The sequence below is a fragment of the Kitasatospora sp. NPDC057542 genome (assembly GCF_042801945.1).
In the GTDB taxonomy this organism is placed as follows: Bacteria; Actinomycetota; Actinomycetes; order Streptomycetales; family Streptomycetaceae; genus Kitasatospora.
The window spans coordinates 1-12,713 of the sequence record NZ_JBHVFE010000016.1 but is presented as its reverse complement, the minus strand read 5'-3'; the positions used below and the strand labels follow the sequence as shown (position 1 = coordinate 12,713).

13 protein-coding genes are annotated in these 12,713 nt (G+C 70.4%); 8 read left to right on the top strand and 5 right to left on the bottom strand.

Annotated elements, in window-relative coordinates:
• Positions 1–325 precede the first annotated feature (325 nt).
• The 3 genes from ACFU7Y_RS04275 (at position 326) to ACFU7Y_RS04265 (ending at position 3,480) form a co-directional block, all read left to right on the top strand.
• Positions 326–2,233 (top strand): SMI1/KNR4 family protein, encoded by a 1,908-nt coding sequence (locus ACFU7Y_RS04275; RefSeq protein ID WP_380766418.1) that lies wholly within the window; start codon positions 326–328, stop codon positions 2,231–2,233.
• 300 nt (positions 2,234–2,533) lie between these two features.
• Positions 2,534–2,980, top strand: coding sequence for a tetratricopeptide repeat protein (locus ACFU7Y_RS04270; RefSeq protein ID WP_380766417.1), 447 nt, complete (start codon positions 2,534–2,536; stop codon positions 2,978–2,980).
• Positions 2,981–3,300: 320 nt separating this feature from the next.
• Positions 3,301–3,480: a hypothetical protein gene (locus ACFU7Y_RS04265; protein ID WP_224274862.1), complete on the top strand. Its 180-nt coding sequence runs from the start codon at positions 3,301–3,303 to the stop codon at positions 3,478–3,480.
• Between the two features lie 31 nt (positions 3,481–3,511).
• On the opposite strand, the gene ACFU7Y_RS04260 is transcribed toward ACFU7Y_RS04265, so the two are convergent.
• Positions 3,512–3,832, bottom strand: a complete 321-nt coding sequence (locus tag ACFU7Y_RS04260) for a hypothetical protein (protein ID WP_224274864.1) — start codon at positions 3,830–3,832, stop codon at positions 3,512–3,514.
• 211 nt (positions 3,833–4,043) lie between these two features.
• Between ACFU7Y_RS04260 and ACFU7Y_RS04255 the strand changes: the two genes are divergently transcribed.
• A complete protein-coding gene (locus ACFU7Y_RS04255; protein WP_380766415.1) occupies positions 4,044–4,184 on the top strand; it encodes a hypothetical protein in 141 nt (46 codons plus the stop codon).
• A gap of 82 nt (positions 4,185–4,266) precedes the next feature.
• On the opposite strand, the gene ACFU7Y_RS04250 is transcribed toward ACFU7Y_RS04255, so the two are convergent.
• Positions 4,267–5,013, bottom strand: coding sequence for a phosphotransferase family protein (locus ACFU7Y_RS04250; RefSeq protein ID WP_224274867.1), 747 nt, complete (start codon positions 5,011–5,013; stop codon positions 4,267–4,269).
• A gap of 378 nt (positions 5,014–5,391) precedes the next feature.
• On the opposite strand from ACFU7Y_RS04250, the gene ACFU7Y_RS04245 reads away from it, so the two are divergent.
• Entirely contained in the window at positions 5,392–6,900 is a 1,509-nt protein-coding gene (locus ACFU7Y_RS04245; protein WP_380766414.1) for an MFS transporter, read from the top strand.
• Entirely contained in the window at positions 6,897–7,517 is a 621-nt protein-coding gene (locus tag ACFU7Y_RS04240) for a helix-turn-helix domain-containing protein (protein WP_308020131.1), read from the top strand. Before ACFU7Y_RS04245 ends, ACFU7Y_RS04240 begins: the two co-directional genes overlap by 4 nt.
• Before the next feature lie 522 nt (positions 7,518–8,039).
• On the opposite strand, the gene ACFU7Y_RS04235 is transcribed toward ACFU7Y_RS04240, so the two are convergent.
• The 3 genes from ACFU7Y_RS04235 to ACFU7Y_RS04225 form a co-directional block, all read right to left on the bottom strand.
• Positions 8,040–8,870, bottom strand: coding sequence for an alpha/beta fold hydrolase (locus ACFU7Y_RS04235; protein ID WP_224274873.1), 831 nt, complete (start codon positions 8,868–8,870; stop codon positions 8,040–8,042).
• Between the two features lie 100 nt (positions 8,871–8,970).
• A complete protein-coding gene (locus tag ACFU7Y_RS04230) occupies positions 8,971–9,261 on the bottom strand; it encodes a DUF4287 domain-containing protein (RefSeq protein WP_224274875.1) in 291 nt (96 codons plus the stop codon).
• Positions 9,262–9,313: 52 nt separating this feature from the next.
• Complete coding sequence (locus ACFU7Y_RS04225) at positions 9,314–9,772, bottom strand: dihydrofolate reductase family protein (protein ID WP_224274910.1); 459 nt, start codon at positions 9,770–9,772, stop codon at positions 9,314–9,316.
• Positions 9,773–9,985: 213 nt separating this feature from the next.
• Here ACFU7Y_RS04225 and ACFU7Y_RS04220 point away from each other — a divergent pair, with 213 nt between their 5' ends.
• Together ACFU7Y_RS04220 and ACFU7Y_RS04215 are read left to right on the top strand one after the other, a co-directional pair.
• Positions 9,986–10,612: a TetR/AcrR family transcriptional regulator gene (locus ACFU7Y_RS04220; protein WP_224274876.1), complete on the top strand. Its 627-nt coding sequence runs from the start codon at positions 9,986–9,988 to the stop codon at positions 10,610–10,612.
• Between the two features lie 386 nt (positions 10,613–10,998).
• A complete protein-coding gene (locus ACFU7Y_RS04215) occupies positions 10,999–12,465 on the top strand; it encodes an IPT/TIG domain-containing protein (protein ID WP_224274912.1) in 1,467 nt (488 codons plus the stop codon).
• Positions 12,466–12,713 lie beyond the last annotated feature (248 nt).

Sequence of the window (12,713 nt, the reverse complement as noted above, 5' to 3'; positions counted from 1 at the left end):
GCCACGGCAGCGGCACCGTCGTCGACATGCCCGCCGGGACGCCGCTCGGCGCGCCGTTCACGGCACCGCTGCGGACCGGCCCGGCCGGCGCGCCGCCGAGGGCCTGGTTGACGACCTTGCCAGCGATCCTCTGCCCGTCCAGGACGGACCCGGCCTGACGCAGCCGACATTCATCGACCAGGCACTGACAAAACCCTGCGGATCCGGCTGCCATGTGTCGTCGGGCGCGAGGACGTCATCGGGTCGGCCACGAGACGTGTCAGTAGCCGCCCGATGCCGCCCGGCATCAGGAGCACTGTCAGTGGCGGATGGCAGCATCGGGCGCATGACGAACACGACACCGTTCGACTGGCGGCCGTTCCTGGTCAGATGGAGCGGGGAGTGGTCGGATTCCCTGCCCGACGATGAGACGACGAGCCAGGAGGACGAAGCCGCCCGGCGGGGTCGGTGGTTGGGGTTCCCGCCCGCGTCCGAGGAGCGGATCGCAGCCATGGAGGATCGCCTCTCACGACGGATGCCCCCGTCGTACCGGGAATTCCTCAAGGCCAGCGACGGGTGGCAGCACGCCGGCGGGTTCATCCGGCTGCTGGCGGGGACGACGGACGCCCGCTGGCACGACAACGAGTCCGGACTGGCGGACATGTTCGAGGAGTATCTGGACGACGACGCCGGACCCGCCGAACGGCGGGATGCGGACATCTGGCGGCGCGGGCTCCAGCTCGACGTCGAGTCCGACGCCACCTACGTCCTCCTGGATCCCGAGGACGTAGGTGACGACGGCGAGTGGGCCGTGTACACCTGGGCCGGCTGGCGGGCCGCGCCACCCGAGCGGTACGCGAACTTCGCCGAGTTCATGCGGAGCATGCACCAGGAGTTCCACAGCCTGCGGGCGCGCCCGGCCGACGGGGAGCCGGAGTTCGCCAACGACACGACGCGAGAGCTGGACGCCCTGGTGGAGCAGGCCCGGCTGGATGCGCTGCGCGGAAACTGGGAACGGGCCGGGCACGCGCTGGACGAGGCGAGGAAGTACGGCAGACCACGGGCCGCCGGATTGGGTGACCAGATACGGCGCCTGCTCGGACGGACCTACATGGTGTACTTCGACGACGTGGTGACCGACCCGCAGTACGCGCCCGAACTGCTGCCGGCGCTGGTCGCCGAGCACGCGGCGCACTCGTACCGGGGCGACTCCACGCTGATGTTCCACCTGCGGGGAGCCGGTGACAACGTGGTGTCGCTGGCCTACGCGATGCTGGAGCAGGTTCGCAACGGCACGTACCGGTACACGGCGGCCGGACCGTTCGGGGAAGCGGTCGAACGGGCACGGGAGCTGGCGCGGTGGGGCGACACCGACGGGGCGTGGCGGGCGCTGACAGACACTCTGCCGGTTTGGCAGCCACTGGGGCCCGACCACCTGGCGCCGCTGGGGTGGGTGGCCGATCCCCTGCTCGGACCCCTGCTGACCCCGGAACGGGGCCGCGAACTGCTGTCCACCCCGAGGGCCGGGCAGACAGGTGAGGCACCGAGCCCGGCGGCCGGCCTCGACCCGGACGACCTGACGTGGCTCGCGGACCCGGACCCTCACGACAACCTCACGTCCTACCGGTTCGTCCTGGTCGAAGGGATGAGCCCGGAGGACCTGCCCGGACGCCTCGCGGACGGGAACGAGGCAGGGCTGGACGATCCCATGACGCCCGACGAAGCGCGCCGCCGATCACTCCGCACGCAGGGGGACTTTTCGCCGTACGAGGACAGAGCCCTCACGGCGGTCGGCCGGGCCGGCACCCGTTGGAGCTTCGCCTTCGACAGCAACCCTGCGCACTTCGACCTGCGGCGGTTCGTCTCCCCGGCCGCGGCTGCCAGCGCGGGCACCCGCGCGGTGGTCGTGTGGAGTGGTCTGACGACCCGGCACGGAGAACCGTTCTTCCACCTTTCCGTGGCGCAAGACGGTGCCCAGCGGTACGCCTTCACATACGCGGACGGAGAGATACACCGCACCGGGGAGATACCACGGGCACTGGACCCGGACCGGTTCTTCCGCTCCCGGGAGGAGGAGACCATGGCGGAACGGTCGCTACTGGAGGCCGTGACCGGCGAGTTCGGTGTCCGACTGCCCCGCTACGCGATCACGAACGGACGGCTGCACACGTTCACCACCCGCTCGTGGACGCGGCCGCCGGGAACGGGGGAGACGTACGTCGTGACCAGTACGACCGGGGACGCGGCACGCTGACGTACCGAGACCTGCGCCGGGCCGACGCCCGCTCAGGGGCGGTCCATGCCCTGACCGACGCGGACACACCCCGGCCGGGCCCGCGGCCGTCCTCTTCCCATCGGCGCCGACGAGGTCCCCACCCCGATCCGCGATGACCACACCACCCACCGGGAGCCGGGCACCGAACTGCTCCGGCAGATCGCTGACTCACCGCGCCGGCCGTCTCAACAGAGCCCCTCGACGGAACCGGCCGGCCGGCGTCACCTAGGCTTCGCAGGAGCCCGTTGTGCGAAGCGCCGAGCAATGACAGGGACGACCATGCAACTGCCGGATGAGGTCCATGCCGAGATCAGGGACCTGTGTCAGGAGGGTGATGCCCTCGCCGGAATGGGAGAGTTCGCCGAGGCCAAGCAACGCTATGTCGAAGCCCTGCGGTTGCTGCCGGGCGATCCCCGTGGATGGGCGGCCTCGACCTGGATCTACGTCGCCATCGGAGACGTGCACTTCCGGCGCGGTGTCTACGACAGGGCGTACAAGTGTTTCCACAACGGCGTTCAGTGCCCTGAAGGGCTCGGCAATCCGTACATCCACCTTCGACTGGGCCAGACGAGCTTCGAGTTGGGCGACCACGATCAAGCTGCGGATGAGCTGATCAGGGCCTACATGGGCGGCGGACCCGAAATCTTCGAAGAGGATGACCCCAAGTATCTCAAGTTCCTGCAGACCCGCGCGGACCTGAACCACACCAGCAACGCGGGCTCCTGACGGAGGTCGGGGCCGGCGGCCCCGGGCCGGCACTCCGGCTCACCTCGCTGCGCCGGATCGACGGGACATGGGGATGGGTCGGGGACGACGACGAGGACCATCCCTGGCTGCTGGACTCCAGCGGGCCGTTCGTCGAGACGGAGGACTGGGTCGGCCGGCAGACGGCGACCCTTCGCACCGCCGGGTACGAACCCACCATCCGTGACGAAGAGGACGACTACCTGGACGACTATCGCAAGGCCTTCGGTGACGCCGGCGACGAGGCCTGGCACCTGGAACGCGGCCGGGGTGCGATCCACATCAGCGACAACGGATGCGGGATGACCGGCTGGCTCATCGTCGTCGGCCCGCACAGCGGGGAACTCCGCGACCGGGCCGGCGCGGTCAACCCGCCCTTCGAGCCGTACGTCGACGCAAGGGGAAACCGCCACACCTTCCGCACCTGGTACCTCGAATGGCTTGAGCGACGCGAGACGGCAACTCGGTTGTCGAGGGGATGAGGTGACTCGGCTTGCGGCGCGTCCTCCTGGCTCAGCCTCTGCGGTCCTCGACCGTCCAGTCGTCGCCCAGCTCGTGGCGCAGCGCCTCCAGCGCTATGCCGGCCTCGCTGCGGAACGATTCCTGCTGGTCCCGGGTCCAGGGCGAGGGACCGGCAGGGTGATCCCAGTCGAGGGAGGACTGGTACAGGTCGGCAAGTCTCGTGAGTTCGTTCCGGGTGGCCGGGGTGATGGGTAGTTTCTCCGGAGCGCAGGGGTATCCGTAGGGGCTGTCGAGGTCGGGGTCGCCGGGAGGACCCGGCCACAACGGGGTGTCGACGCCGTACTCGAAGAAGAACCGCAAGTGGTAGGGCATGCCCCAGCCTTTCACAGCACTGAGCACACGAGCGGCCGGCTGAAACGCTCAGCGGCCAACCCGGCGCCCAGCCACAAGCAAGCACCTGCACGCCGACCGCGGCTATGACCACGAGGTCCACCGGGACAGGGTCCGCCGGTTCCAGATCACCGCGCACCTCGCCCGGCGCGGCACCGGGCACGGCTCCGGCCCAGGCGTGTACCGCCGGGTTGTGGAAGGAGCGATCGCGCTGCTGCACTGGTTCCGCCGCCTGCGCATCCGCTGGGAGATCCGCGACGACATCCACCACACGTTCGTCACCCTCGGCTGCGCCGTCATCCGCCGGCGACGACTGCGCACCGCACTCCGTTGAGAGCAGGGGCAGACGATGCGCCCCAGGGGATGGCCTGCTCGATGCGTCAGAACGCATACGTGGCAGTCGGGCCCGCGCGGCCTCACATCCGGGATCTCAGCACGTCGACCTCACAGCCCGGCGCGTACGGGTCGAAGCCGTGCTCGATCAGCCAGCGAACCACCAGCAGGCTTCGCAACGACCACCACGCGTGGATCACGTCGAGGTCGACGTCGGTGCCATAGCCGGCGATGACGTCGTCGAGGTGCTCCTCGTGTCCGAGCGTGAAGGTGGCGAGGTCGTACAGGGCATCACCCTGGCCTGCCTCGGACCAGTCGATGATGCCCGTGACCTCGTCGCCGTCGACGAAGACGTGCGCGATCTGCAGGTCGCCGTGCGTGAACGCCGGAGTCCACGGCCGGAGCGCGGCCTCGGCGACCTGGCGGTTGCGGGTGACCAGGTCGGCGGGCAGGACGCCGTTCGTCACGAGCAACTCGCATTCGCCGTCGAGTTCCGCCGCCAGCTCGACGATGCTCCGCCCGGCCCGTCCCCGCCGGGACGGCAGCGGCGCGTCGTGCAGCTTCCGGATGGCGGCGCCCGCCGCGGCCCACGCCGCCGGCGACCCGGTCGACGGCCCGCCGAGGCGTCCGAGCGTCGTCCCCGGAAGTGCAGCCATCGCGAGCACGGGCGGCTTGCACCACAGGACCTCCGGGGTCGGGACCGGCGCGAGAGACATCGCCTCGACCTCGACGTCGATGCGCGCCTGATCGGCGTCCACCTTCAGGAACACGTCGCCGACGCGCAGAGTCACACGCTCGGAATGGGCGACGACGACTTCGACCTCATCCATGGGCGACCAGTATCCCGGGGATGACCGCCGACGTCGCCGGGTTTATCACGTGCGATGACGCGGCTGACCGCGTCCCGCTACCCGGCGGCCAGGTTGCTCGCACCGCTCTCACCGAGGAGCCGTGAGGACCTGTCCCGGAGGCCGACCACTGGCTCATGCCGTCCACCTGGGCAAACGAAGGTCCTCGACCGCACTGCGATCGAGGTCCTTCGTCGTGCGGTGGGCGGGATTCTCCCGAGCGGCCTCGGTATGTCATCATACGAAGACATCAAGCGATGACATCGAATGATGACACTCCTCGGTCGCATGCCCGGGGGCCGGGCTCAGCCTCCGAGCCCCGGTTCGAACACTCGATCTCCGACAAGGGAGGACGCGTCCATGGAGACCCCGACCGGCCTGTCGACGCGACGTGAGCGGGCCCTGGTGCCCGTGCTGGTGTTCCTCAGTGCCGTGGTGGCGGTGATCAGCAGCCTTGGCGCGCCGATGATCCCGACCATCGCTGCCGTCGACCACGTGTCGCTCTCCGAGGCGCAGTGGTCGCTGACCATCACGATGCTGGTCGGGGCGGTCTCCACCCCGGTGCTCGGCCGGCTGGGCGACGGGCCGGCCCGCCGTACGGTCACGCTCGCCGCCGCCGCCGTGGTGGTCCTCGGCAGCGTGCTGGCCGCACTGCCGCTCGGCTTCGGCTGGCTGGTCGCGGGACGCGCGCTGCAGGGTGTCGGGCTCGGGCTGACCCCGCTGGCCATCGCCACCGCGCGGGACAGCCTGCCCGCCGCGGCCTCCCGCTCGGCCGTCGCGCTCCTGTCCATCACCACCGTCGCCGGCGTCGGCCTCGGCTACCCGATCACCGGCCTGATCGCCGAGTCCTTCGGCATCCACGCGGGCTTCTGGTTCGGCGCCGTGATCAGTGCCCTGGCCCTGGCGCTGGCCGTCCTGGTGCTGCCCAGGACGACGGCCCGCGAACGGCGCCCGCTGGACGCGCTCGGCGCGGTGCTGCTCGGGCTGGCGCTGGTCGGTCTGCTGCTGGTGCTCAGCGAGGGCGAGAGCTGGGGCTGGGCCGGCGTCCGGCTGTGGACGGTGGCGGCCGTCTCCCTGCTGCTGCTGATCGGCTGGGTGTGGCACGAGCTGCGCACCGCCCACCCGCTGGTCGACCTCCGGAGCCTGACCAACCCCGTGGTGCTGACCGCGGACGTGGCCGGCCTGGTCGCGGGCGTCGGGATGTACCTGCTGATGTCACTGGTGATCCGTTACGTTCAGACCCCGGTCAGCACCGGCTACGGCCTGGGTGCCTCGGTCGTGGTCGCCGGCCTCGTGCTGCTGCCGTTCTCGGCGTTCAGCCTGCTGTCCAGCAAGGTCGTCCCGGTCCTCGCCCGGCGCACCTCGTCCGCCCTGGTGCTGCCGCTGGGCTGCGCGGCATCGCTGGTCTCGGTGCTGTTCTTCCTGTTCGCCCGCGACCACCTGTGGGAGCTCCTGGTGGTGATGGGGATCGCCGGACTCGGCGTCGGTTGTACCTTCGCCGTGATGCCGGGGCTGATCGTCAACGCGGTGCCCGCCGACCAGGTCGGCAGTGCGGTCAGCTTCAACCAGGTGCTGCGTTACGTCGGCTATTCCACCGGCAGCGCGCTGTGCGGTGCCGTGCTCCAGGCGCACACCGAGCCGGGGCGGCAGCTGCCCGCTGTCGGCGGCTACCGGGACGCGGCGCTGATCGGCTGCGCGGTGTGGGTGGTGATCGGGCTGGTTACGATCGTCCTGCCGCGGCTCGGTGCCGCGGCCGCCGCCCGCAGGGGTGCGCGTGCGGACGAGGAGCTGATGGTGGAAGAGAGCATCGCCGACGGCGTGGCCGGCGAGAGCGAGGTGCCCGTGCTGCGGGCCGGGGTCGAGCGGTGACCGAGGCGACCCCCGGAGCGGGTGGGCCCACTGCCACGGACGGCGCCAGGCCGGAGCCCTCGGCGCCCCGGCGCAGGGACTCCGCCCGCAGCCGGGAGCTCCTGATCCGAGCGGCCATGGACCTCTTCGCCGATCGCGGTTTCGAGCGCACCACCATCCGGGAGATCGGCGAACGGGCCGGCGTGGACCCGGCGCTGATCGCCCGGTACTTCGGCGGCAAGACCCAGCTCTACCTGGCCACCGTCCGGGTCGAACTCGGCGACTCGCAACCGGCCGACCTGCTGGAGGAGGACCGTCTGCGCGGCCTGCTGGAGCGCTTCTCCCAGCGCGGCCCCGGCCCCTCCTTCCAGGCCGCAGTACTCCCCGGCGACAACACCGAGGTGCAGCAGGCCGCCCGCACCTACCTCCACGAGCGACTGGTGGGGCCGCTGCGCGACCGTTTCACCGCCGAACAGGTGGACCGCCCACAGCTGCGCGCCGAACTGGCGGCGGCAGCCTTCGCGGGCATCATCCTGGCCCGATCCAGCGGGGCGTTCGGCGAACTCTCCGAGGCGGAACCCGAGGAACTGCTGCCGCTCCTGCACAACCTGCTGGCCGCAAGCCGCCCGCCCCGGTGAGGGAGTCCGGCACCGGATCCGGCAGGCCCCGCCGACCCAGCCCGACAACCGGCTCGTGGTCTCGGCTTCGGTTTCATTCGGCCCAGATGCCGACCTTCAGGCGGATGAGTTCGTTGCGTGCCAGATCCGTGCCAGAACGGGTGGTGAACGGTGGACAGCGGCGGTCTGCGCCGGGCGCCCTAAGGGCCCTCCGCACAGGTATCGGCGCAGATCAGGGTCACGTGCGGCCCGGAAGCCCGAGGATGACCCCGCAGCGGCTCCACCCCCAGCACCTCGCGGACCCGCCTGGCCCGCGCGCGATGGCGAGGAAGGGCCGGCACTCCGGCGGCAGCGCGGCAACGGCAGACCGTCGGGTGCTGTCATCGTGCTGGTCTCCTCTTCGTGACGTCAGGCATAGCGAAGGACCAACCGGTGCCGTCTCGCTTTCGGACGCCACACACCGGGCCGGGATCAAACCCCCGGATCGGGTGGAACCCGCACACCCCGTCCCTGGACGCAACCCGACGCCCTGTCGGACGGCAGTCAGTCCGATGCCGCGCTCGCGCCAGTCGGCGCGGCGACCTGTTCGAGGAATTCCTGAAGTACCTGGCAGAGGATCCCGGGGTGTTCCAGGTGGACGTCGTGCCCCGCTGCGGGGACGCTCACGGCCACCGTCCCGGGGCGCCGTTGGAGCATGGCCTCCGTCTCGTGCGGGGGGATGATGCCCGATTGACCCAGGATGACCAGCGTCGGGCATGCGATGCTCGTCCACTCGTCCCAGAAGGAACGCCGGGCATTCTCCGTCAGCGCTTCGACCATCACGTCACGGTCGAAGCGCGGCCACCAGCCGCCGCCCCGTTCTTCCAGCCCGGCCGCCCAGCCCTCGCCGACAGCACCGCCGCCGAAGAACTCGACGGCGGCCCGGCGCGAGGAGAACGGCGTCGGCCACGCGTCGAGCGCTGCGCCGATCTCGGCGGGCACGTTCGGGCTGGGGCCGCCCGGTCCCGCCTCGACGAGGACGAGCCCGCCCAGCAGATCGGGGTGCGCGGCGGCGGTGAGCATGGCGGTGTGGCCGCCCAGCGACTGCCCCACCAGGACCGGCCGGTGCAGGTCGAGCTGTTCGACGACAGCGGCGACGTCGGCGACGTACGCAGCACGGGAGACATCACCCGGTCGGCGCTCGCTTGCGCCGTGGCCGCGCTGGTCGACGGCGACGACCCGGTGGCGGCGGCTCAGGTTCCGGGCGAGGGTGTCCCATTCGCCCGCGTGGCCGGCCAGTCCGTGCAGCAGGACGACCGGGTGTCCTGATCCGCCCCAGTCGCGGTAGGAGATGCGGACGCCCTCGCGTACCAGGGTGTGCTCGGTCCAGGTCATGTCGGGTTCTCCAGGTGGGTGGGCGCGGTTGGTGAGGTGGCGGCGCTCGCGGGCACCGAACGACCTACGCGGTCGTCGCCCGGTGCCGCCGCGCGCCGCTTCAGGAGGGACGCGTCGCCTTGCCGTCGAGCCAGAGGGTGTCGGAGTCGTCGCGGTGCGAGCCGGTCGTGCCGACGTGCTTCGCGTCGATGCGAGGGCCGTGCTTGATGACGTGCACCAGCGCCATGCCGTGGCCGCGCCCCAGGCCGTACTCCTCCTTGAGCCACGTGAGGATCGTTCCCGCCTTGGTGGATGGGGCGTCGAAGCCGTGCTCCTTCGCCAGTGCGATGAAGGCGCGGGGGGTCAGGCCCGTCTTGGTCTCGATGGTGTCCAGGTACGCCTGAAACGACATGTGCTTCCTCTTGTCCGGTGATCGGTGGCTGGGGCCCGGGCCCGTGGGCGGGTCAGGCGGGCGGGGAGGTCAGGTCCGGCACGCCGGTGGAGAAGGTGGCCGAGGTGGTGAGCCGCAGCGGGGCCCGGCCTGTGCCGTGGGGGAACAGGCGCTTGCCGGTGCCCGGTACGAGCGGGTGCACCAGGAGCCGCAGTTCGTCGAGGAGACCCGCCTCCAGGAGCGTTCGGGTCGGGGTGATGCTGCCGGAGAGGCTGATGTTCCCGCCCGGCTGCTGCTTGAGGTCCTTGAGGAAGGTGATGACGTCGCCGTCGGTGACGGTGGTGCTGTTCCAGTGGGCCTCGTCCAGGGTGGTCGAGGCGACCGGCTTGCGGATGCCGTTGAGCGCGTCCGCCATCGGGCCGGTCTGCTCAGGCCGGACCGCGGCGAACGCCTCGTGGGTCACACGTTCCGTCAGCGGCGTGTCCGCTCCGGCCTGCATCCGGGCGAGGGCCGCGCCCGTCTCCTCGTTCAGGTGAGGGAAGTGTCACTGTTCAGGCGCCTTTGCCACGCCGTCCAGCGACACGAACAGCCCGCCACGATCGTGCGTCCTGCGGTCGTCATGACCGGTTTCCCCCTCGAGTAATGGCGTGTGGGTCGACCCCCTCCGCGCCGGTACTGGACTGTACGGTACCCATATGAGTACTGGTCAGTCCAGTACTGTTCGCGAGGTGTCAAGGAGGCTGACATGCAAGCACCCGAGGACGGCCGCACGGCCCGCAAGCGCAAGGCGATCACGGAGGCGGCTACCGAGCTGTTCCTGCGCAAGGGGTACCCGGGCACCAGCATGGACGAGATCGCCGCGACGGCCGCGGTGTCCAAGCAGACCGTGTACAAGCAGTTCAAGGACAAGGAGACGCTGTTCGGCGCCATCATCCTCGACGCCAGCAGCAAGGTCGGCCTGTTCGTCGAGGTCATCGACGCACTACGCGACACCGATGACCTCGATCGGGACCTGACCGGACTCGCCCGGCGCTACATCACCACTGTCATCCAGCCCGAAGGGCTGCAACTGCGCCGGCTGCTCATCGCGGAGGCCGACCGCTTCCCCGAAGTGGCGGCCGACTACTACCGGCGTGCACCCGAGCGGACCATCGCCGCCCTGGCGGCCTGCTTCCAGCACCTCGCGGCACGCGGGCTGCTGCGGCTGGACGATCCGGTGCTCGCCGCCGGTCACTTCGCATGGCTCGTTCTGGCCACCCCCATGGACCGCATCATGTTCTTCGGCCACGACGACATCCAGACCCCCGCCGAACTCCAACGGCTGGCCGACGAGGGTGTGCGGGTGTTCCTCGCCGCGTATTCGGCTCGCTAGGCGGTCGGGCCGCGCGGTTCGTGGGGCGGGGAGTGAGCCGGACACGAAGGTTGCGGCGGTACTGGGCGGGGGCGGGGACATCGCTCGGGCCGCCGCCCCGGCCTGCCCGCAGACACCGCAGCTCCGGAGAGCGGGCTGCGCACCTGGCTCGGCGGACCGCACACACGTATGACGACGGCCAACAAGGTGAACCCGGTCAACCTGAAGGCAGGAGAAGCTCCCGGCAACGCAGAGGGGAGGTCTGATTGTGTGCGATCCACCCAGACGGCCGGTTCGGCACAGATCTGCCCTGATGCTGCCGAAAGGCCGTCCCGCCTCCGCACCGGCACGACATCCGAGGAGCAGGAACGACGATGGCACCCGATCCGACAATCGCCCAGGTGACCATGACCCTGGCTGCCCTTGCAGCCACCGGGGCCACCCCGCGTCCGTCCGGGGAAACCCTGGCGCAGCAGACCGAACGAATCATCACGGGCATCGACGCGCAACTGAGCGATCCCCGCCTTGCGACGCAGGGCGCGTGGCAGCTGGTGTGGCTCGCCCTGAGCGAGGCCAACGCCAATATGGCCTACATCGCACGAAGCACCAACGACTCGAACGAGTTCGCCGTGGTCGCTCGCGGAACGGACGCCGATCTGACCGACATCCTTGAGGACCTCGACGTCGGCACAGTCGTCCCGTTCCCCGAAAGCGGATCGCCGAAGCCCGTCGCCGTTTCCAAGGGGGCGATGGATGCGTTCAAACGGGTCGTCAACGCCCGCTCGATCGCCTCGCCCTCCCCGAACGTCACGCTCGCTCAGGCGCTCGCGGCCGCGCTCAAGTCGGCTCCCTCCTCGCCGCAGCCGACCGTCTATCTGACCGGTCACAGCCTGGGCGGTTGCATCGCCACCATGCTCGCGCCGTACCTGCAGGCACAGACCTGGCCGAAGCAGCCGAAGTTCGCGGTGATCACCTATGCCGCTCCCACCGCCGGCGTGCAGAGCTTCGTCGACTACTTCGACTCCCTGCCGTGGGTCATCGACGAGCGCCAGAACAACGCCCACGACCTGGTCCCGCACGCGTGGGCCGATCTCGACACCACCGCCGGCTGGTACCCGAGCCCGGGACCGCAGGCGACCGAAGAAGTGAAGCTGCTCATCGGGTCGATCTCCAAGCGCACCAAGGGCAACGTCTACGTCCAGCCCGGCACGCTCCGCCCGATGAACACCGGATACACGTGCCTTGCCAAGAACCTGGTCAACAGGACCACCCAGGACTTCCTCGGCCAGGTCGCCTTCCAGCACGCCAACTCCACCTACCTGGACCTGGTGGGGGCTCCTGCCGTCCCTTCCGGGCCGGCTGTGACCGACGTGACCCCCACCTTCGGCGCACCAGGCGCCACGGTGACCATCAACGGCACCGGTTTCAGTCCGGACAGCGTGGTCGACTTCGGCCACTTCGCCTGCACCGAGCGCGACATCGACCCCTCCGGTACCAGGATCACCGCGCAGGTCCCCGACGGAACCGGCGTCGTCCACGTCCGCGTCACCAACACCCTCGGCACTTCCCCGGCCGTCGCGATGGGGCAGTTCGCCTATGGCGGACCCGCACCCGTGGTGGTCAGTGCGGTCAGCCCGACCAGCGGAAAGGTCGGCACCCCGGTCACCATCAGCGGCTCGGGCTTCGCCGCCGGCGCCACCGTGCACTTCAAGGACAAGGCATCCGATTCGGTCAGGTTCGTCTCCACCGGCCAGATCACCGCGGTCGCGCCCGGTCAGCTCGACGACCACCAGACGGTGAACATCACCGTGACGGTCGGCAAGGCCACCTCTCCCACCAGCCCGGCCGACGAGTTCACCTACACCGGACGGTAGCGTCCGCACGGCCCGTTCCCGGGCGAGGGATCGCCGCAGCACCGTTCGCCGTGCGGCGAGCAGGCCACGGAGCTGTGCGGCACGGCCGAGCGGCGTCCTCGCGACCAGATGTCCGGAACCCTCGGAGAGACCGGGGCGGGGATGAGCCGAGGCACCGATGCGCCGGAGCACGGGGACCGCGGTGCGGTCGCGGCTCGACGGCCGGCAGTGACCCGCCATGGGCCTCGAAGAGCCGTGGTGTCCCGCCC

Bases quoted from the DNA above. Each gene is read 5' to 3' on its own strand.
- ACFU7Y_RS04275 (WP_380766418.1), top strand. From the start codon at position 326: ATGACGAACACGACACCGTTCGACTGGCGGCCGTTCCTGGTCAGATGG.
- ACFU7Y_RS04270 (WP_380766417.1), top strand. From the start codon at position 2,534: ATGCAACTGCCGGATGAGGTCCATGCCGAGATCAGGGACCTGTGTCAG.
- ACFU7Y_RS04265 (WP_224274862.1), top strand. From the start codon at position 3,301: ATGACCGGCTGGCTCATCGTCGTCGGCCCGCACAGCGGGGAACTCCGC.
- ACFU7Y_RS04260 (WP_224274864.1), bottom strand. From the start codon at position 3,832: ATGCCCTACCACTTGCGGTTCTTCTTCGAGTACGGCGTCGACACCCCG.
- ACFU7Y_RS04250 (WP_224274867.1), bottom strand. From the start codon at position 5,013: ATGGATGAGGTCGAAGTCGTCGTCGCCCATTCCGAGCGTGTGACTCTG.
- ACFU7Y_RS04245 (WP_380766414.1), top strand. From the start codon at position 5,392: ATGGAGACCCCGACCGGCCTGTCGACGCGACGTGAGCGGGCCCTGGTG.
- ACFU7Y_RS04235 (WP_224274873.1), bottom strand. From the start codon at position 8,870: ATGACCTGGACCGAGCACACCCTGGTACGCGAGGGCGTCCGCATCTCC.
- ACFU7Y_RS04230 (WP_224274875.1), bottom strand. From the start codon at position 9,261: ATGTCGTTTCAGGCGTACCTGGACACCATCGAGACCAAGACGGGCCTG.
- ACFU7Y_RS04220 (WP_224274876.1), top strand. From the start codon at position 9,986: ATGCAAGCACCCGAGGACGGCCGCACGGCCCGCAAGCGCAAGGCGATC.
- ACFU7Y_RS04215 (WP_224274912.1), top strand. From the start codon at position 10,999: ATGACCCTGGCTGCCCTTGCAGCCACCGGGGCCACCCCGCGTCCGTCC.